Genomic DNA, 19,717 nt, shown 5'->3' with positions numbered 1-19,717 from the left:
TCTACTATCTAAAAGCTCTGATAGTAGTCCGGCGGCACCGCCGGTCCGACCGATGAGGAGCCCATGAGCGGGGAAGGTCCACACGCCGCGGTCCCCCGGCAGCGGCGTCCGACCAGGACGGCGATGCTCGTCGCGCTCGGCATCGACGCGCTGGGCAGCGGTCTGTATCTGCCGTTGTCGCTGCTCTACTTCACCCTGGTGGTCGGGCTGCCCCTGCGGGACGTGGGCCTGGCCCTGAGTGCCGCGACCGCCTTGACGCTCCCGGTGCCGCTGCTCGCCGGGGCCTGCGCCGACCGGTTCGGCGCGCGCCGCATCGTGGTGGCCGCGCAGGTGCTGCAGGGCGTGGGGTTCTGCGGCTACCTGTTCGTGCACGGCATCGCGGCCCTGCTCGTCGCGGCCCTGCTGGTCGGGATCGGGGAGCGGTCCTACTGGACCACCGTGTTCACCTTCGTCGCCGAGACCTCCGCCGGCCGCCAGCTCGACGCCTGGTACGCCCGCATCTCGGTGACCCGGAGCCTGGGGACCGGGTCGGGCGCGCTGCTGGCCGGCCTCGTGGTCGGCTCGGGACGCCACGGGCTGTACGAGGCCGCGATCATCGCCAACGCCGTGAGCTTCGGGGTGGCGGCGATCCTGCTGGCCACGATGGTCACCGACGACCGGACCGGCGACCGGACCGCCGACGGGCCCGGTCGGGCCGGGAACACGGGGAAGACCGGCAAGACAGAGAAAACCAGCAAGACAGGCAAGACGGGCAATACAGGAAGCGCCGGCCAGGCCGCGGGCGGCTACCGCACCGTCCTGCGCGACCGGCCGTTCCTGGCCTTCACCGCCACCAACCTCGCCTACTCCCTGTGCCTGACGACCGTCGTCGTCGCCCTGCCGGTGTACGTGGTCAAGGGCCTGGCCGGGCCCGGCTGGCTGGCCGGGACCCTGTTCACCGTCAACACCGCCGTGCTGGTCCTGACCCAGGCCCTGGTCACCAGGACCGTCGCGGTCCACCGGCGCACCCGGGTGCTGGCCGCGGCCGGCGTCCTGTGGGTCCTGTGGTCCCTGGCGATGGCCGCCGGCCCCCGCGTCCCGCACGCCGCGCTGATCCCGTTCCTGATCGCCGGCATGCTGGTGTTCACGGTCGCCGAGATGATGCAGTCGCCGACCTCGACCGCGCTGGCCGCGGCGGCCAGCATCACCGAGCTGCGGGGCCGCTACATGGCCGTCTACCAGTACGGCTATCAGGTCGCGAAGATCATCGCCCCGATCCTGTTCACCCAGCTGTTCGTGGTCGGTCCCGGTCTGCCCTGGCTCGTGCTGGCGATCCTGACAGCCTGCGCGATCCCCGCCCTGCTGCTGCTGGAACGCAGCCTGCCCGCCGAGGCCCTGCGGCCCAAGCCGCCGGAGGAAGCACCGGATCCGTCGGACGAAGCCGCCTCGGAGAAGGAGACATCGCGATGACCAGTGGCCAGACCGACTACTTCGCCGATCCTCTCGGCGGGCTGCCGGACGCGGCCTGGGACGAGATCGCCGGCGAACGCTTCTACTCCACCGCACTGTGGCTGCGCCTGTGCGGACTCCCCGCCGGAAGCACCTCCGGCGGCCTGCACGTCGAGCTGCCCGGCGGCGGCCGGGCCGCGCTGCCGATCGCCGCGGTCGAGCGCGAACCGAATCCGAACTCACGCTGGCAGGACCTCCTGACCGCCCGGGGACTGCCGAGCCCCGCGTCCCAGGGAATCCTCGTCGGCGCGCGCCGCGGCTATCTCAGCCACGTGATGACGACCCCCGGCGCGGACCGCACCGTGGCCGCGGAGCATCTGCTGAAGGCCGTGCGCTCCCTGCCGGCTCCGCGCGCCGACGTCCCGCCGGCTCAGGTCGCGATGTACCTGACCACCGAGGACGTGCTGCTGCTGCGCGCCTGCGGCGTGGACACCGTCCCGGTCGCGCTGAACTCGGACGCTTGGATCGCGATTCCGGAGGGCGGCCGGGAGGCGTGGCTGCGCACGCTCTCGTCCGGACGCCGCACCAGCATCCGCCGGGAGATGCGGATGTTCGAGGAGGCCGGCTACCAGGTCGAGGAAATGAGCCTGGGCGACGCCCACGAGCACGTGGCACGCCTGCTGGCCCGCACCGAGCTGCGCTATGGCCGCTCCCCCGACGTCGAGGCGCTCATCCGGTCCTTCCGGGCGCAGGGCGAGGTCGCCGGAGAGCACGGCAGGGTCCTGCTGTGCTCGAAGGAGGGACAACCGCCCGTCGCCTTCTGTCTGTTCTACCGCCGGGACGACACCGTCTACCTGCGTGCGGTCGGCTTCGACTACGACCGGCTCGACGGAGCCGGCGAGTACTTCAACCTCGCGTACTACCTGCCCAGTCAGCTCCCCGGAGTGCGGTGGCTGCACGCCGGCATCTCCTCCCAGGAGGTCAAGGCCGCGCGGGGCGCGGTGCTGCGTCCGCTGTGGCTGCTGGACCTCAGCGAACGCAGCGTCCTGACCGGCATGGACGAGGAGATCCGGGCCCACAACGCGGGTTTCGTGGCGAAGCTGAGGGCCTCCTCGCCGATCATCGGCCGGGCGCTCGACACCGGGCTCTGGGACGCCTTCAGCTGAAATCCACCAGGTCCTCCGGCCGGATCGGCACCCTGCTCACCGCGCGTCCGGTCGCCGCGCGCACGGCCGCGGCCACCGCGGCCGTGGACGAGATCGCCGGCAGCTCCCCGATGCCCCGGATCCCGTAGGGCGCGTGTGGATCAGCGAGTTCCAAAAGGTCCACGTTCACCGACGGCACATCGGCCATCGTGGGGATCAGGTATCCGGACAGGGACGGGTTGAGCACCTGCCCGTCGGCGACCTGGAGCTCTTCCATCAACGCCAGCCCGACTCCCTGCACGGTCCCGCCGGCCAGCTGTCCCCGCAGCGCCAGCGGGTTGACCGCTCGCCCGACGTCCTGAGCGATGGCCAGCTCGACGACCTGGACCAGCCCCAATTCCAGGTCCACGTCGACGACGGCGCGGTGCGCGGCGAAGCCGAACGTCACCGCGGAGTCGCCCTGCCCGTTGACCGGATCCAGCGGCTCGGTGGTCCGGTGGTGGAACCGGCTGGTCCGGTCGATGACGGTCTCCCCCAGCAGTTCCGCCAGGCCGATCAGCGGCTCGCCGGCCGCGTCGACGACCGAGTCCTCGGCCAGATCCCAGTGCTCGGCCAGGTCCCGATGCTCGGCGAGCGACCCGCCGAGCCGCGCCCGGGCCAGGGCGAAGACCTCCTCGCGGACCTCCAGGCAGGCCGCGCGGACCGCGCCGCCGACCATGTAGGTCTGCCGTGACGCCGAGGCGGGCCCCGCGGACGGGAACCGGGTGTCGGCGCCGACCACCTCGACCTCGGCGACCCCGAGTTCGGTCCGGACGATCTGCCGCTTCACCCCGAGGACGCCCTGCCCCACCTCCGCCGCCGCGCTCGTCACCGTCGCGACCGGCGCCCCGCCGACCACGCGGAGCCGGACGTTCGCCGTGGAGTGGTCGTCGAAGCCCTCGGAGAACATCGCGTTCTTCAGGCAGCTCGCGTAGCCCACGCCCCGGACGATCGCCGGATCGTCCGAGGTCCGCTCCGGGACCGGCAGCGCGCGCAGCCGGGTCAGCAGTTCGGCCACCGGGGCCGCGCTGTCCAGCACCTGGCCGGTCGGCAGGCTGCCGCCCTCGCTCAGGGCGTTGCGAAGCCTGATCTCCACCGGATCGATGCCCACCGCCTCGGCGAGCCGGTCCATCTGGCTCTCGAAGCCGAAGCACGGCTGGACGGTGCCGAACCCCCGCATCGCGCCGCACGGCGGGTTGTTCGTGTAGACCGCCACGGCCTCGGCGTGCACATGGGGCACGGCATAGGGGCCGACGGCGTGCGTGGCCGCGTTCCCGGCGATGGCCGGGGAGCTGGAGGCGTAGGCCCCGCCGTCCAGGAAGATCTCGGCCTTGACGTAGACCAGCCGGCCGTCCGGGTCGGCGCCGTGCTCGTAGCGCAGGACCGCCGGATGGCGGTGCACGTGGCCGAAGAACGACTCGGTGCGGGAGTAGACCATCTTCACCGGGCGCCCCAGACGCAGGGCGATGAGACAGGCCGGGATGTGCACCGACAGGTCTTCGCGGCCGCCGAACGCCCCGCCGACCCCGGCCATGCTCACCACCACCTGGTCGGAGTCCAGGCCGAGCGAGGCGGCGACTTGTTCCTGGTCCACGTGCGGCCACTGGGTCGCCACGTGCAGCCGGACGCCGCCGTCGCCGTCGGGCACGGCCAGCCCCGACTCGGTGCCCAGGAACACGTGGTCCTGCATGCCCACCGTGTACTCGCCGCGCACGACGACGGCGGCCTGCGGGAACTCGCCGTTCTGCGCCGAGCCGCGGCGGATCACCTTACGGGCCAACACGTTCCCGCCCGGGTGCACCGCGGGGGAATCCGGTGCCGTGGCCGCGACGGGGTCGGTGACCGGCGTGAGCACCTCGTAGTCGACCCGGATCAGCTCGGCCGCCAGGCGCGCGGTCTCCGGGTCCTCGGCCGCGACGACCGCGACCGGCTCGCCGTGGTAGCGCACGACGTCACCGGCCAGGACCGGCTGGTCGACCATCATCTGGCCGTAGAGCTTGCGGCCGGGGATGTCTTCGTGGGTGATCACGTCCCGCACGCCGGCGAGCTTGCGGGCCGGTTCGGTGTCGATGGCCAGGATCCGCGCGTGGGCGTGCGGGCTGCGCAGGGTCGCGGCCCACACCATACCGTCGCAGACCAGGTCGGAGGAGTACTCGAAGACCCCTGAGATCTTCGCGGCGCCGTCCGCGCGCCGCGGGCTGCCGCCGATGACGTCGTTCACGAAAGCCGTCCCTCCCCGGCGCGGTCTCCCTTGGCGCAATCTCCCTTGGCGCGGTCTCCCTTGGCGCGGTCTCGGTCGCCCCCGGCCGCCGACCGGACCGCGTCCACGATCGCCTGATAGCCGGTGCAGCGGCACAGGTTGCCGGCCAGCTCGGCCCGGACCTCGGCCTCGGTCGGGTCCGGGATCCGGCGCAACAGGTCCTCGGCGGCCATCACCATGCCCGGCGAGCAGAAGCCGCATTGCACGGCGCCGGCCTCGAGGAACGCGCGCTGCACCGGGTGCAGGCCCGGTCCGTCGCCGGCCGCGCCGAGCCCGGCCACCGTGCCCACCTCCCGGTCGTCGGCCTGCATGGCCGGGACCAGGCAGGCGTTCACCAGAACACCGTCGAGGCGGACCGTGCAGGATCCACATTCGCCTTGTTCGCAGGCGTTCTTGACGCCTGTCAGGCCCCAGCGGTCCCGCAGCAGGCGCAGCAGGCTCTCGCCGGCCCAGACGTCCTCGGCGCTGTGCGTCTTGCCGTCGACGGTCACGCTGATCCGCATGAGACCTCCTCGCCTCGCCGGTCGTTCCACACTTTGCGAAGGCTCCGTCGTACGAGCACGGCGACCGCGTGCGCGCGATACGCGGCGCCGGCCCTGAAGTCGGTCCGGGCCTGCAGGCCGCCGGCCACCAGGTCGCCGAACCGCCGCAGGAGGTCGTCGGGCAACGGCTCGTCGGCGTCCCAGGCGTCCGCATCCAGTTCGGCGGCCAGGAAGTCCTCCGCGACGAACGCCCGGCAGGGCATGTCCCCCACGGCCCCGATCCCGATCCGGGCCCGGCGGCGCCGGACGTCCAGTTCGACGGCGACGGAGCACACCGCCTTCACCACGCCCCGGCGCTGTCCGATCTTGACGAAGTGCTGCGGTCCGGACGGCTTGGGGACGCGCACGCCGGCTATCAGTTCGTCCCGCGCCAGAGCCGTGCGCCCTGATCCGGAGGCCAGGTAGAACTGCCACGCCGGAACCCAGCGGGCGCCACGCACAGATCGCAGTTCGACCTCCGCGTCGGCGGCCAGCATCATCGGGTGCAGGTCCCCGGTCGGCGAGGCGGTGCCCAGCGCGCCGCCGATCGTGCCGCGGTTGCGCACCTGACGGGAGCCGACGTCGCGCGCGGCCATGGCCAGGCCGGGCATGCGGAGCGCGTGCCGCTCGCTGAAGCCGGTGTAGGTGGTCCCGCAGCCCAGGCGTGTCCGGTCGCCGTCCTCCTGCCAGTCCGCGATCCCGGCGACCAGGCTGAGGTCGAGCAGCGCGGGCGGGCGGAAGTGGTCCCGGCTCAGGGCGACCATCACGTCGGTGCCGCCGGCGATCGGGACGGCGTCGGCGTGCTCGGAGCGCACGGCCAGCGCCTCGTCCCAGGTGTTCGGCCGATACAGTCGCATTCGTTCCCCGTTCAGTCGGGTGGACCGGCCGGGCCGATCCGCTGGGTCACCGTCGCCAGCCGGAAGCCCTGGTGCCGGGCCGCGGCCAGGACGTCGTCCTTCCGGAGTCCGTTGCGCGCGACGTGGAGCGTGCCGTAGGGGTTGCCGCCCGCGACGGTCACCACCGGATCGGTGTAGCCGGGGGCGACGATCAGCGCCGACCAGGTGTGCATGGCCGTGTAGACGGACAGCAGCATCGATTCGCCGCCGGAGTGCGCGTCGAGGGCCGTGCCGAACGCCGTCACGGCCTTGTTCGAGTACTGCTCCACAGGAAGGGCGGCCTCGGTCGCCTGCAGGAAGCGCATGAGCTCCGGCGGCGCCGATCCCGCGGCCGGGTGCGCACCCCAGGCCAGGGCGTCCGCCCAGGCCACGTCGTCGGGATCGGCCAACGGCAGGGCCTCGGCCTCGGCCGGGACCGTGGCAGCCGTGCCAGCCGTGCCAGCCGTGGCGGCCGTGCCAGCCGTGGCAGCCGTGGTAGCTCGAACCGGCGCGTCCCCGGCCAGGCAAGGAATCCGCCGCACCCGCGCCTCACCGCCCGCGTCCCGCACCCCGGCGGCGAGCGCCTCGGCGAGCTGCGCCAGCTCCGCGTCCCCGTCCTGGAACAGGACCCCGACCCGGGTACCGCGGCTGTGTCGCAGACTTCTGATGGTATGTCCCCGAATCCGGTCCCGCAGCGCGTGGGTGCGATTCGCGAGCCGGGCGACGCGGCGGCCGGTCTCCTGCGCCGCGTTCTCCTCGACGTCGAGGATCTTGCCGTAGCTGGCGCACACGGACAGGCCGAAGGGGTTGGCTCCGGTGGCCTGCCAGCCGGGGGCGGCGGGATCGGCCGACATCACCAGCGCGCCCCAGTGGTACATGCTCCGGTACAGGCCCAGCAGCGTGGCTTCCTGGCCGCCGTTGGGGCTGGTCGAGCTGGTCATGCCGGTGACCGCGCAGTCGGCGAGCAGCCCCCGGGACCACAGGTCGCTGGTGGAGTCGATGAAGCGCTTGAAGGAGGCTGAGACGTTCCCGTAGTGCGTCGGGGTGCCCCAGACGATGCCGTCGGCCCAGAGCAGGTCGTCGTGGGTGGGCGCGGGCGGCCGGCGGCCGGAGTCGTCGAACAGGTCCTGCGAGTCCGCGTCGATGGCCGGTATCCGCAGCAGGCGCACGGCCGCGCCGGCTTGCCTGGCCCCGGCCGCGGCGGCCAGGGCCAGGGCGTGCTGCGTGCCCTTGCGCGAGTGGTAGATGACCGCCACGTTCGCCGCCGGCTCAGTCGACCACGACCTCGATCCCAGCTCGGACACGGTCGGCCTCCCCCGCGATGTCCGCGATGTCCGCGTCCAGCGGCGCGTCGGCCAGCACGGACACCGCCCGCGCGTCGCCGTCGACGAAGGCGGCCAGGCCGTCTCCGGGCACCTTGCCGACCAGGACGGCTCGGCAGCGCGCGGGCGCGGCCGGGGGCGAGGGCTCCAGCAGCGGCCAGCGCGCGTCCCGTACCGTCCAGCTGACCGGGGCGTCCTTGCTGATGACGTCGACCAGGCGGCCGGGCGGGTGCTCGACGAAGACGTGCCGGGCGCGCCGGACCGGCCGCGGGTACTCGACCGGGCGGCCGAGCGCGATGTCGACGATGCGCTCTTCCAGGGAACTGCCCGTGGCCAGGCCCCACAGGATGCTGATCCCCCCGCCGGGGATCCGCAGAGCCACCTCCATCAGGACCACGCCCCGGGGCGAGAGCCGGTATTCGGCGTGCGCGACGCCGCTGTGGAATCCCAGTCGCCGCAGCACTTCGGTGTTCGCCCGTTCCAGCTCCGCGGCACTCTCCGCGGACAGGCCGGGCGCGGGCAGGGTGTGGGCGGTCTCGACGAACCGGCCGCCGCCCTCGTTCGTCTCCTTGGCCGTGATCCCCGACCACAGCACCTCGCCGTCGGCGACGAGGGCCTCCACCGAGAACTCCGGGCCGGCGACGCGCTCCTCGATCAGCAGGGTCTCAGTGGCCGGATAGCCGGCGAGCAGAGCGGGCAGTTCGGCCAGGTCGGCCGCCGAGGCGATCTCGCACACCCCGGAACTGCTCATCCGGGACATCGGCTTCAGGACCAGCGGGCCGCCCCAGTCCAGGTCCGCGGCGGTGATGTGGGAACGCCCGCCCGGCGGGACCGCCCGCCACCGCGGTGCGAACTCGGGCAGCGCGAGGCGTTGGTAGAGCTTGTTCCGACTGATCGTCGCGGCGCTCCAGCCGGAGCCGGGCAGGCCGAGCAGGTGGGCCGTCGCGGCGGCGGGCTCGACGAAGTACTCCCCGCAGGAGATCACGCCCCGCACAGTGCGGCGGCCGGCGAGGTCGCCCACCTCGGCCAGGACCGATTCCACCGAGGCGTCGGCGACCAGCCGGAGGCCGGCCAGAGCGGACAGCGGGTGCCCGGTGTCCTTCATCAGGGCTCGCAGACGCGCGGTGTCCGCGCCGTCGGTGGCGACCATCACGGGGGCTACGCCCAGCTCGCGCGCGTAGCCGACCAGGCGGAGATGGCGGATCAGCATTTTGAGCGACGTCATGATCAGCAGGGTCGGCGTGGTGGCGGTGTCGGTCATACGGTGCCCTCCCTGGAGGATGTCGCCCGGCCATTGGCCCGCAGAACATGGCCCGGACGCTGCCCGATCTGGCTGCGGACCGCGGAGACCAGCGCACCGGCCGGGACGTCGTCGAGCACGTACGCCTTCGCCCCGATGCGCGCGCCGTCGCCGATGTCGACCGGGCCGAGGATCACGGAGTTGGCGCCCACCACGACGTCGGAGCCGAGCGCGGGATGCCGGCGCTGGCCCGGGGGCCGGCGGTTGTCCCGCCGCCAGCCCAGGGCGCCGAGGGTGACCTGGTGGTAGAGCGTCACATCGTCCCCGATGACCGCCGTCTCCCCGATCACCGTGCCGCAGCCGTGGTCGATGAACAGCCTGCGGCCGATCCGCGCGCCGGGATGGATCTCGATCCCCCCGGACAGCCCCCGGCCGACCAGGGAGATCATCCGCGCCAGAGCCGGCCGCCCGGATCCGTGGACCTCGTGCGCGACGCGGTAGGTCCACAGGGCGACCAGGTGCGGGGACAGCATCGCCTCGGCGGTGCTGTGCACCGACGGGTCGCGCTCCACCACCACCGCCACGTCCTCGCGCATGCGCTCCAGGCATTCGCGCGCGCCCATGACGGCCTTGCGCAGCGCCTTCACCGGCCGAGCTCCACCCACTGCTCGGGGGTGCCCGCGCACGGGAAGACGGTGACGATGACCGCCATCGGCGACATCTGCGCCGCGTACTCCTTGGCGATCAGCCAGTTGGCCGCGGCGGAGCTCCCGATGCGCATCCCAGTGGCGTCGAAGAACTCTCCCATGGCGTCGAACGCGCGCCGGGTCGGCACGTGGCGGTGTTCGTGGATCCACTCGTCGTGCGCTTTGACGAACGGCTGCCGGATCCCGAAGCCGTGGCCGCCGGAGCCCTCGTAGGTCGGTTTGCCGGTGGGTTCCTCGGGATTCCCGTACGGCGCCTCTTCCGGTGTGACGCCGACGGCCCGGACCCCGGGGAACCGCTTGCGCAGCGCCCGGAGCACGCCGACCAGGGTGCCGCCGCTGCCGATGGAGGCGATCCACAGATCCGGCCGGCGTTCTCCGAGCTGGGTGACGATCTCGGCCCCGGTGGTCTGCTCGTGCATCGCGACGTTGACCGGGTTGCTGTGCTGGAAGACCAGGGTCCAGCCGGGCTCCTCGGCGGCGATGCGTTGCGACCTGCGGATGACCCGCAGGAACCCCTGTTCCTTGGGGACGAGGTCGACCAGGGAGCCGCGGCTCTCCAGAGTGTCGATCAGGCTCTTCGGGACGAAGGATCCGAGCACGAACCTGGTCTTGACCCCGGTCCGCATCCCCAGGAAGGACATGGCCTCGGCCAAATCCCCGCCGGAGTACGCGACCAGGCGCAGCTCTTCCGGGTCGCCGTCGCCGTGGGTCCGCAGCGCGTCGGCCATCAGGGCGTAGGCGATCCGGTCCTTGATCGAGCCGACCGGGTTCTCCCACTCGCACTTGGCCAGGATCCGCGCGCCGCCCTCGACGGAGGGCACCTCCTTCAGCGCGGTGGCGCCGAGCCGGGCCCGGAAGTCGGCCAGCACGGGGTGGCGGCGGTGGACCTCGGCGAAGTCCAGGACGTCGGCCGGGTCGGCCGCGCGGAACGGCAGCTGAAGCTGGTCACCTGCCGGGGCCGACTCGTCGACGAGCCCGGGGCCGGTCTGAGCGGTCATGAGTCCACCTCCTCGACCAGGCGGAATCCGATGGCGTAGATGCGCCGGTCGAACCAGCCGTGGCGTCGTGTACAGCGGGCCAGGTCCCCGAAGCGGGTGAAGCTGCCGCCGCGGGCCACCCGGTAGGCCTCGGCCGTGGCCAGCAGGTCGTCGGCGACGGACACGCCGCCGGGGTAGGGCCGGTAGTCGTCGGCGACGAACTCCTCGACGTTGCCGGCCATGTCGTCCGCGCCGAACGGGCTGCGGCCCGCCGGGTAGATCCCGACCGGGGTGGTCGTCAGGGGACCGGATTCGACGGTGTTCGCGCAGTCCGGCCGGAACTGCTCGCCCCACGGATACTCGTGGTCTGCCTTACCGCCGCCGGCCGCGTACTCCCACTCGGCTTCGGTGGGCAGCCGGAACCGGCGGCCGGTGCGCGCGGCGAGCCACGCGGCGTAGGCGTCGGCGTGCTCGGGCCGCACCGTCCAGACCGGATGGTTCGCCCGGTGCGCGGGGTAGCAGCCGAGTTCCCACGAGGTGGGCAGGACGTCCAGGCCGGTGTCGACCAGGAAGGCCCGGTACTCCAGGTTCGTCACCGGATAGCGCATGATTCGGAAGGCGTCGATCTGGACCTCGTGCCTGGGGCACTCCTTCTGGATCCAGGAGTCCACGACCCCGACATCGGACCACCGGTCCACGACCGTGCGGACCTGCTCCGGCGGCAGGCCGATCGGCACCCGGGCGGCCGGGACGGCGACCAGCTCGGGATCGTCGGGACGGATGCGCGGATCGCCGGCCAGCGCCAGGATCGTGCCGGCGGCGTAGCGCCGGTCGAACTCCTGCGTCCGGCTCGCGCAGACGATCGCCAGGTGCTCGGCCGGGAGCTGGAACAAGTCCAGGTGCTGAGAGAACAGGTCGTGGGGCAGCCGCTCCACGAGCGAGGCGGGCAGGCCCATGGCCGCCCGGTCGCCGAGCTTGTTCGGGTCCTTCAGAACCGGCTGCGAAGCGGTGGTCACCTCGCCTCCCCGGCGATCTCGTAGACCGAGCCGTCGTAGGAGCCGGCCAGGAACAGCCGCCGGCCGGCGTCGTAGGCCAGGGAGGAGATGCCGGAGGTCGTCGGCCGCTCCTGGCCGGTCCAGGTCCGGCTCCGGCGGTCGTACACCTTGACGTGCCCGTGGTAGGAGCCGGTCGCCACCAGCCGGCCGGTGTCGTCGGCGGTGACGCACTTGATGGAGTTCGGGTGCGCCGTGGGCACGACGGCCGCGGTGAAGTCCGGCTCCCAGATGCGCAGCCGCAGGTCGCGGCCGACGCTGGCGAACCGGCCGGCGTCCAGGCCGACGCAGCCGTTGGCGATCCGGCCGTGCGCCTGCTCGATCCGGTGCACCGGCTCCAGGGTCCGGGTGTCGTGCCAGGCCACTGAGGTGTCGGCGCACACCGAGAAGAGCAGATCGCCGGAGACGGCCACGCCCTTGACCGCGTTGGCGTGCAGCGGCAGGTCCGCGACGTGCCGCAGCACGCCGTCCGGGTCGAGCCGGAACACCAGGCCCTCCCCGGTGTAGGCGCCGACGAGCAGGTGCTCGACCCCGTCCACCACGAAGGCGACACCGCAGTTCAGCGGCGAGCGGTGCTGGTGCAGCAGCCGTCCGGTGCCGGCGTCCATGAGCCGGCCGAGCTGGCCGCCGGTGACGACCACGGAGCTGAGCGGGGTGAGGAAGTTGCACAGGCTGCCCATCGACGCCTGCGCGACGCCGTCGCGCAGCACTATGCCGGCGTCGCCGACGGTCAGGACGCCGCCGTCGTGGGCGCAGACGGCGTTGACGCCGGGGGTCGGCGGGACCTCGCCGCTCTTCCAGGCGTCCTTCTCGTAGTCGTACGTCCGGTAGGTGGCCCCGAACGTCCCGAACACCAGGGTGGATCCGGCGGCGAACGCGCACGAGCGGGGCCAGACGTCGTCCGGGATGTCGGACTGCCCGACGCTGCGCGGCTGCTCGCCGCTGGTGTCCCAGAGGATCAGCTTGCGGTCGTAGCTCAGGCTGACCAGCAGGTTCCGGTCGTCGTCGAGCACCAGGCGCTTGATCCCGGCGTCGTGGCCCCGGACCTCGGTGCGCCGCCGGCCGCTGATCGCGATGATCCGGCCCTCGTCGTTGCCGGCGTAGATGGTGCCGTCGGAGCCGAAGACGACGGTGTCGGTCTCGACGCCGCCGAGGTCGATGTCCTCGATCAGCTCGCCGGTGGCCGCCGACCAGCGCTTCACGGTCCCGTCGTCGCTGGAGGTGACGACCTGCTCGCCGTCGCGGGAGAAGTCCACCGAGATGACGTCCGCGGTGTGGCCGGCGCACCGGTGCACCAGGTTCCCGGCGAAGTCGTAGACCCGCAGCCCGTGGTCGCGCGAGGCGGTGGCGACCAGTTCCCGGCTCGGGTGGAAGGCCGACATCTCGACGTCGTCGGTCTGGTCGTTGAGCACGGCGCGCAGCCGCAGGTCCGGGACCGACCAGAGCCGGGCCGTGTAGTCACTGGAGGAGGTCACCAGCAGCGTGCCGTCGGGACTGAACGCGCACTGGTTGGCCAGATGGTCGTGCAGGACGCGGGTGACCGGCTGCTCAGTGGCCTGATCCCACAGGATCACCTGGTTGTCGTAGCCGGCGGTGGCGACGTACTTGTCCTGATAGGCGGCGATGCCGCTGATGGGGCTCTTGTGGCTGATCACGTTTCACCCTCCTGCCCGGTCGATTGCCCGGTCGATGCTGATCGCGTGTCCGGCGTACTCGACCTTCGCGGTGAGATAACGGCGGTTGGCCTCGGTGACGTGAACCTCGGTGAGACGCTGCCGGTGGACGCGCACCCCGGCGGCCCGCAGCTGCCTGACCTTCTCGGGATTGTTCGACAGGATGTCGACCTCCCGCAGGTCCAGGGCGATGAGCATCTGCGCCGCCACGGCGTAGGTGCGCTGGTCGTCGCCGAAGTTCAGGGCGCGGTTGGCCTCGAAGGTGTCCATCCCGGCGTCCTGCAGGACGTACGCGTCGATCTTGTTGTACAGGCCGATGCCGCGCCCTTCCTGGCGCAGGTAGAGCAGCAGGCCGCCGGTGTCCTGCATGAGCAGCGTCGCCTCGCGCAGCTGCGGCCCGCAGTCGCAGCGCCGCGACCCCAGCACGTCCCCGGTCAGGCACTCCGAGTGGAGCCGGACCAGCGGCCTGGTCTGGGACAGCGCGTCGCCGAAGACCACCATCAGGTGCTCGCCGCCGTCGCTGAGGCCGTCGAAGGTGATGACCTCCGCGGCGGCGATCACGCCGGGGCAGACCTCCAGGGGAATCTTCACCCTGGCGCGTACCCGCGGTGGTCCGGTCGGTGCGATCGGTCCGATCGGTCCGGTCGGGACTCCGGCGAGCTGCCGGACCGGAGCGTCGTGGTTCGGGAAGAAGTCCTCAACCATCCTCGTCCCCCATGTTCACCCGTCGGGCACAGAGTCCTCCGCTGTGAGGACCTGCGCCGCACGTCAAACTGGTGCGATAAGGATAATATCTCAGGATTCTTATATTCGCGCCGATGTGACGGGTTCCTGCCACCGGGCGCAGGTCACAGGGTATTGTCCGGTATCGGACATGGATCAGGGTAATTGTTCGCGCTATACTTTCCGCACACACTCGGGTGCGGCGCGTGCGTCACCGGGCCACCGATCAGGGCCTTGACCCGCTCCCCGGTCTGCCGCGGGTCCGCACCGGGCTCGACGGCGGCCATCGCGGCCGAGAGCAGACCGCCGAGCAGGCGCGCGGTCAGGTCGGGTTCAGGAACCCCCAGATCGCGGACCGCGGCCACGAGCGGTTCGGTGGTGCGGCGGTGCAGCTCGGCGAGCCGTCGGCGGGCCTCGGGCGGGAGGTCGGCGTTCAACAGCGCGCCGGCCGCACGGTGCGTGTCGGGATGATGGCGCCGGGATGCTCGACGGCCTTCGCGTTGCGGGGGTTCACTCCGCACCGTCGGCGACCACGTCCAGAATCTGCTGATGAAGGGCCGAAGCCGAGAACAGCGCGGTCTGCGCGTTCTGGGTGTTCTGGGCGTCGCCGCTGCGGCCGTCCGACAAGTCACTGTACGCGCCGCCGGCCTCCTCGACGATCGGGACGAGCGCGGCGACGTCCCAAGGGCCCGCCCCCAGGAGCAGGAACGCATCGATCTGGCCGGTGGCCACAAGCAGGGCGCCATGGCAGGTCCCGGATCCGGTGGACGGCTTGCGCACGGCCGCCGACGGGGTCGTGTCATGCCAGTCCACCGCCGGGACGGTGGTCCGGGCCCGGGCGGCCAGCTCGGCGGCGAGTCGCCGGTCGCGCGGGTTCAGACGTGCCGGCGGCGGCCAGATGCCGATCGTGGCGTCACCGAGTTCGGCCGCCGCGGTGACGGCGAGCCGGGCGGCCGGCGCGGCCGATACCCTCGGCAGGCCGGCGACCCAGGCCCCTGATCCACGCGCGGCCCACCATCGCCTGCCGCACTCCGCCGCGGTGACCACGCCGAGCCGGACGGCACCGCCGTCGGCCAGCGCGATCAGCGTGCCCCATTCCGCCTCGCCGGCCGCGAAGCTGGCGGTGCCGTCGATGGCGTCGACGATCCACCGGCGGCGGGCGTCGCCGTGGCCGCCGGACTCCTCGCCGAGGAAGGCGTCACCAGGCCGGGCCTGCTTGATCAGCGTGCGGATGGCCTGCTCGATCTCGCAGTCGGCGGCGGTGACCGGACTGCCGTCGGCCTTGGCCCGCCAGGCGACGCCGCCGGGGCTGAAATGGCCTGCGGCGATGGCGTCGGCATGGTCCGCCAGCTGATGGGCCAGTTCCAGATCAGCCTGGGCGTCGTGGGATGGCACAGGTTCGATACTCCCCCTCAGTGGCTGTTGTCATCCGAACCCCACCACTCCGGTGCGCACGCCACCGCCGCGTCGATGAGATCCTCCTTCGTCGCGGCGCCGTCGGCGAGCCAGGCCTCGATGGCCCCGGCGAATCCGTGCGCCAGGAACGAGGCGACGGTCTTGGGGTTCGCGCGCGGGGCGGCCGGATGCGCCGACCGCGCGATGAAGGCCAGCGTGTAGTCGGCGAAGTGGCGGACCAGCGCCTCGTACACGCCGCGGTCCGCCGGGTCCGGCATGGCCTGCCGGTACACGGCCGCGAACCGCTCGACGTGGTCGACGACCTCGGCGGTGGCCAGGCGCAGCATCTGCGCGCCGGTGTACCCGCCCAGGTCCCGCAGCTCCTGCTCCCTGCGGTGACCCCGCTCCAGGTCCGCGGAGAGCACCTGGACGAGCAGGTCCAGCGGGCTGCCGTAGCGGTTGTAGAACGTGGCCCGCGTGATCCCGGCGCGCCCGGCCAGCTCGGCGACGGTGATCCGGGAGACCGGACGCTGCGCGGCGAGCTCGACGTGCCGACGTACCGGCGTGCCGACGTACCGACGAAACCCGGTTCCGATCGACTCAGGCCACCCGCCGATCGTCGATGGCATCGAAATCCCAGTCGATCCCCAGCCCCGGAGCATCCGGCGCGACCGCGTGCCCGTCCTCGATCCGCATCTGGCTCCGGGTGATCGCCCGCAGCTGCGGGATGTGCTCCACGTACCGGCCGTTCGGGATGGCGGCCACCAGGCTGACGTGCAGCTCCATCAGGAAGTGCGGGCACACGTCCACGTTGAAGGCCTCGGCCAGGTGGGCGATCTTCAGCCAGGGCGTGATGCCGCCGACGCGCGCGACGTCCGCCTGCACGATCGCGGCCGCGCCGCGCTGCAGGTACTCGCGGAACTGCGAGACCGAGTACATCGACTCCCCCACCGCGACCGGGATGGTCGTCGAGCGCGCCAGTGCCTCGTGCCCCGCGACGTCGTCGGCCGGCAGTGGCTCCTCGAACCAGGACAGGCCGAGGGGTTCCAGGGCCGCGGCGCGCCGACGGGCCTCGGCGCAGGTCATGGACTGGTTCGCGTCCACCATGATGTCCAGGCCCGGCCCGACCGCCTCGCGCACCGCCCGCAGCCGCTCGACGTCCTCCTCCAGGCGCGGCTTGCCGACCTTGAGCTTCACCCCGGGCCAGCCCGCGGCCTGCGAGGCCAGCGCGCCGCGCACGAGTTCCCCGGCCGACAGGTGCAGCCAGCCGCCTTCGGTGTCGTACAGGGGGACGGCCTGACGGAAGCCTCCGGCCAGGCGCCACAGCGGCTCGCCGGCCCGCTTGCACCGCAGGTCCCACAAAGCGGTGTCCACGGCGGCCAGGGCCAGGGAGGTGATGGCGCCGACCGTCGTGGCGCGCGTGGAGGCGAACAGGTCGCGCCACACCTGCTCCACCAGCGTGGCGTCGGCGCCGACGAGCCGGGGCAGCAGGTGGTCGCGCACCATCGCCAGCACGGAACTGCCGCCGGTCCCGATGGTGTACGAGTAGCCGATCCCGGTGTTGCCGTCATCGGTGGTGACGCTGACGAAGATGGTCTCCTGCTTCAGGAACGCCTGGACCGCGTCGGTCCGCACGGTCTCCACTTCCAGATCGGTCAGCCACGCGGCCGCCTCGACGATCGTGATGGTCATGATGCCGTCCTGCTTTCCGCCGCCAGGTGTGCGGCACCGAGAAGGGGCGCGTCGGCCAAGTGATGGGCGCGCTCCAGCTTGCACGCGGGAGCCGTCGAAGATCCAGTCCCGGCGAGACCGTCTCGCAGCGGCCCGGCGACCAGATCCCAGGAGGCTGCGATCGACCCGCCGACCACGAGGACCGTCGGTTCGAACGCGGCGAGGCACGGTCCGAGGACGGTGCCCAGCGCACGGAACGCATGGCTGAGGACGTCCACCGCGATCGGGTCGCCGGCACGGGCCCGCTCCGCGATCTGCCGGACATCGATGCCGGGAGCCGCGCCAGCCGCATGTGCGGCACCTGCCGCACCTGGCGCACTTGCCGCACCTGAATAGGCCCGCCGGATCGCCCGGCGCGAAACCGTCTCCTCCAACGGCAGGCCTTCATAGCGCAGCAGATCGACCCGGCCTTCCGGCGGCACCCCAGGCCCTTCGTCTTCGTGCACCGTCCGGCCATCCCGCAAGAAGCTCGAACCGACACCGGTCCCCAACGTGATCCCGACCGCACGGTCGTGGCCCCGTGCCGCGCCGGCCCACCATTCCCCAGCGAGAAAAGCTTGCGCGTCGTTGTAGAAACTGGCGCCTGCGGCACCCGGCAGATGCGACAGCAGCGCGGCACGCACATCGACCCCGTACAAAGCGTCGAACTTACCGACCGCCGCGTACCGGGCTATGCCACGTTCGTAGTCGAACGGCCCGGGTACCGCGACGGCCCAATGGGTTCCGGGCCCAGCCGCCAAGCGCGAGCCGCAGCGAACGAGCGCCGAAAGGATCTCCTCAGCGCTGCCGTCGGCGTTCAAGGGCTCGCGGAACGACTGGCCCGCGACGACCGAACGCGATCGCGGCTCGACCATCGCGGCCGTGACATGCGTGCCACCGACGTCCATAGCCGCTATGTCGGTCGAGTGCACGCTGCTCACGGAACCAGGGCTTTGACATAGCGGACCGACCCGGTGCCCAAAGCGCTCACCCGGTAGTCCCCGGCCGCCGCGGGAATAGTCAGGGTCTCGGCATAGGCGAGTTCGTAGCGGTGTCCACTGTCGGTCTGCACCGCGATGCCATCGCCCTCGACGACGTTGAGCACGTGGAATCCCCGGCTCGCCGAGTCCTCGACGACCGCGCCCGAGGCCAGCTCGACCCGCCGGACCTCGAAGAACATCTCCGGCAGCCGGCCGATGACGTCCTCGCTCCACCCCTGCCCTGCGAGCACCGCCCGAGGCTGCTGGACGAGGTCGCGAGCGACCGCCTCGCCGGTCCGACCGCGATTGAGGTTCTCGAAGGCGTGCCCGACATGGACCGGCCGCTGCCGCCCCGCGGCGTCCGTGCGGAGCCAGTCGTAGAACCGGAGGCTGTACAGGTACGGCGTCGCGCTGATCTCCAGCACCACGTTGCCCTCTCCGCTGCCGTGCGGCGTGCCGGCCGGGATGAGGAAAAGCTGGTGCTGCTCGGCCGGGAAGGTCTGGACGTAGCGCTCGACGTCGAACGGCTCCCCGTCGTGGACCGCGCGTTCGGCGTCGCGCTGGAAGGCCTCGATGTCGGCGTCCTGACGCAGGCCCAGGAAGACCTTGCGGTCGGGCCCGCCGAGCATCATGTAGTAAGTCTCGTGCTGGGTGTAGGGCCAGCCGAAGACCCGGCTCATGTAGTCGGGCTGCGGATGGCAGTGGACGGACAGGTTCCCGCCGCCGACCGTGTCGAGGTAGTCGAAGCGGATCGGGAACGAGGTGCCGAACGTCGCGTGCGCGGCCGAACCGAGGACCTGCTCGGGGTGCCGGGCGACGAGCGCCTGCAACGGGATCTCGACGCGTGCCTCGTCCGGTCGGCCCACGAGGATCCCGCTCTCCGGTGCGATGAGTTCGTACCCCAGTGCGGTGTTCGGCGCGTCGCGGTTGAATCCGAGCTGTTCCTGGCCCCAGTGTCCGCCCCAGGATGTCGTGTTGAAGGTCGGCCGGGTCCGGAACGGCCGGGCCGCCAGATCCGCCAGGACGGCGTGCATGACCGGGCCGGCCAGCCAGGCCGGCGACTCCGGGTCCTGAGTGTCCAGCCACAGGTCGATATCGCCGATGACCGCGTCGCGGTGCCGGTCGAGCACCGGCCAGTCGATGTAGAACAAGCGGCGCGTCGTTCCCGGGCCGGTCCCCGCGGGCTGGCCGAGGTTGCGACCGCTCCCGCTGGTGATCGCGGCCTCGGCATAGCGTTTCGGCAGGTCCGCGTACCAGAGCACGTCGTGCCCGGCCAGCGCCGCTCCCGGCCCCAGCACGACGGTCACCGCCCCGGGCGCCGAGTCCGGCTCCGGGACGGCGGCGAGGAAATCGGCCAGGCCGGCCTCGGACAGCGGGGCGAAGTCCGGGTCGTCGTGCAGAACGGCGGAGGCGGTGCGCTGGAGGATCTCGGGCCACGCGGCCAGATGCTCACCCATGTCGACCGGATTGACCGCGATCCGCCGGGCGCCCAGCGCCTCGCCGATCCCGGCCGCGACGGCTTCCCAGTCGACGGCCGCCGGACCGTCGACGGCCAGGACGGTTCCCGGCCCGAGCCCGGCGACGGCCGACCGGTATCCGGTCTCGACGCGCTCGGTGATGACATGGCAGGGCTCGGCTTCGTAGCCCCTGACTGACGACATGGTGGTGCC

Annotated in this window: 18 protein-coding genes; 2 read left to right on the top strand and 16 right to left on the bottom strand. The window is 72.2% G+C overall.

From position 1 onward, the window contains the following. Window positions 1–63: 63 nt before the first annotated feature. Together ABH926_RS34025 and ABH926_RS34020 are read left to right on the top strand one after the other, a co-directional pair. Window positions 64–1,449, top strand: coding sequence for an MFS transporter (locus ABH926_RS34025; protein WP_370370049.1), 1,386 nt, complete (start codon window positions 64–66; stop codon window positions 1,447–1,449). Further along, window positions 1,446–2,594, top strand: a complete 1,149-nt coding sequence (locus tag ABH926_RS34020) for a GNAT family N-acetyltransferase (protein WP_370370048.1) — start codon at window positions 1,446–1,448, stop codon at window positions 2,592–2,594. Before ABH926_RS34025 ends, ABH926_RS34020 begins: the two co-directional genes overlap by 4 nt. Here the strand turns inward: ABH926_RS34020 and ABH926_RS34015 are convergent. The 16 genes from ABH926_RS34015 to ABH926_RS33940 all read right to left on the bottom strand — a co-directional run bounded on the left by ABH926_RS34015 (window position 2,587) and on the right by ABH926_RS33940 (window position 19,708). Further along, window positions 2,587–4,833 carry a xanthine dehydrogenase family protein molybdopterin-binding subunit gene (locus ABH926_RS34015; protein WP_370370047.1) on the bottom strand — a complete coding sequence of 749 codons (2,247 nt, stop codon included), beginning with the start codon at window positions 4,831–4,833 and terminating at the stop codon, window positions 2,587–2,589. The genes ABH926_RS34020 and ABH926_RS34015 overlap by 8 nt on opposite strands. Beyond that, window positions 4,830–5,375, bottom strand: a complete 546-nt coding sequence (locus tag ABH926_RS34010) for a (2Fe-2S)-binding protein (protein WP_370370046.1) — start codon at window positions 5,373–5,375, stop codon at window positions 4,830–4,832. The genes ABH926_RS34015 and ABH926_RS34010 overlap by 4 nt, the downstream gene beginning before the upstream one ends. Then, on the bottom strand, window positions 5,360–6,250 hold the full coding sequence (locus ABH926_RS34005; protein ID WP_370370045.1) for a xanthine dehydrogenase family protein subunit M: 891 nt from the start codon (window positions 6,248–6,250) through the stop codon (window positions 5,360–5,362). The genes ABH926_RS34010 and ABH926_RS34005 overlap by 16 nt, the downstream gene beginning before the upstream one ends. Before the next feature lie 11 nt (window positions 6,251–6,261). Beyond that, a complete protein-coding gene (locus ABH926_RS34000; protein ID WP_370370044.1) occupies window positions 6,262–7,572 on the bottom strand; it encodes an NAD(P)H-dependent oxidoreductase in 1,311 nt (436 codons plus the stop codon). Then, the gene (locus ABH926_RS33995) at window positions 7,538–8,851 is read right to left on the bottom strand and encodes an acetyl-CoA carboxylase biotin carboxylase subunit family protein (RefSeq protein WP_370370043.1); all 1,314 of its coding nucleotides are present in this window, start codon (window positions 8,849–8,851) and stop codon (window positions 7,538–7,540) included. The genes ABH926_RS34000 and ABH926_RS33995 overlap by 35 nt, the downstream gene beginning before the upstream one ends. Continuing rightward, the gene (gene epsC / locus ABH926_RS33990) at window positions 8,848–9,477 is read right to left on the bottom strand and encodes a serine O-acetyltransferase EpsC (RefSeq protein ID WP_370370042.1); all 630 of its coding nucleotides are present in this window, start codon (window positions 9,475–9,477) and stop codon (window positions 8,848–8,850) included. Before epsC ends, ABH926_RS33995 begins: the two co-directional genes overlap by 4 nt. Beyond that, entirely contained in the window at window positions 9,474–10,535 is a 1,062-nt protein-coding gene (locus ABH926_RS33985; protein WP_370370041.1) for a pyridoxal-phosphate dependent enzyme, read from the bottom strand. Before ABH926_RS33985 ends, epsC begins: the two co-directional genes overlap by 4 nt. Beyond that, window positions 10,532–11,470, bottom strand: a complete 939-nt coding sequence (locus ABH926_RS33980; protein ID WP_370370150.1) for a formylglycine-generating enzyme family protein — start codon at window positions 11,468–11,470, stop codon at window positions 10,532–10,534. The genes ABH926_RS33985 and ABH926_RS33980 overlap by 4 nt, the downstream gene beginning before the upstream one ends. A 56-nt stretch (window positions 11,471–11,526) precedes the next feature. Further along, complete coding sequence (locus tag ABH926_RS33975; RefSeq protein WP_370370040.1) at window positions 11,527–13,221, bottom strand: hypothetical protein; 1,695 nt, start codon at window positions 13,219–13,221, stop codon at window positions 11,527–11,529. 3 nt (window positions 13,222–13,224) lie between these two features. Continuing rightward, complete coding sequence (gene ribA / locus ABH926_RS33970; RefSeq protein WP_370370039.1) at window positions 13,225–13,944, bottom strand: GTP cyclohydrolase II; 720 nt, start codon at window positions 13,942–13,944, stop codon at window positions 13,225–13,227. Between the two features lie 143 nt (window positions 13,945–14,087). Further along, on the bottom strand, window positions 14,088–14,399 hold the full coding sequence (locus ABH926_RS33965; RefSeq protein ID WP_370370038.1) for a hypothetical protein: 312 nt from the start codon (window positions 14,397–14,399) through the stop codon (window positions 14,088–14,090). A 73-nt stretch (window positions 14,400–14,472) separates the two neighbouring features. Next, on the bottom strand, window positions 14,473–15,357 hold the full coding sequence (locus ABH926_RS33960) for an inositol monophosphatase (protein WP_370370037.1): 885 nt from the start codon (window positions 15,355–15,357) through the stop codon (window positions 14,473–14,475). A gap of 17 nt (window positions 15,358–15,374) precedes the next feature. Continuing rightward, window positions 15,375–15,986, bottom strand: a complete 612-nt coding sequence (locus tag ABH926_RS33955) for a TetR/AcrR family transcriptional regulator (RefSeq protein ID WP_370370036.1) — start codon at window positions 15,984–15,986, stop codon at window positions 15,375–15,377. After that, window positions 15,958–17,049: a mandelate racemase/muconate lactonizing enzyme family protein gene (locus ABH926_RS33950; RefSeq protein WP_370370035.1), complete on the bottom strand. Its 1,092-nt coding sequence runs from the start codon at window positions 17,047–17,049 to the stop codon at window positions 15,958–15,960. The genes ABH926_RS33955 and ABH926_RS33950 overlap by 29 nt, the downstream gene beginning before the upstream one ends. Next, window positions 17,046–17,975 (bottom strand): ROK family protein, encoded by a 930-nt coding sequence (locus tag ABH926_RS33945; RefSeq protein WP_370370149.1) that lies wholly within the window; start codon window positions 17,973–17,975, stop codon window positions 17,046–17,048. The genes ABH926_RS33950 and ABH926_RS33945 overlap by 4 nt, the downstream gene beginning before the upstream one ends. Window positions 17,976–18,004: 29 nt before the next feature. Next, window positions 18,005–19,708, bottom strand: coding sequence for a class I mannose-6-phosphate isomerase (locus ABH926_RS33940; protein WP_370370148.1), 1,704 nt, complete (start codon window positions 19,706–19,708; stop codon window positions 18,005–18,007). Window positions 19,709–19,717 lie beyond the last annotated feature (9 nt).

Source organism: Catenulispora sp. GP43 (assembly GCF_041260665.1).
GTDB lineage: Bacteria > Actinomycetota > Actinomycetes > Streptomycetales > Catenulisporaceae > Catenulispora.
This window is presented reverse-complemented; position numbering and strand designations above follow the sequence as displayed.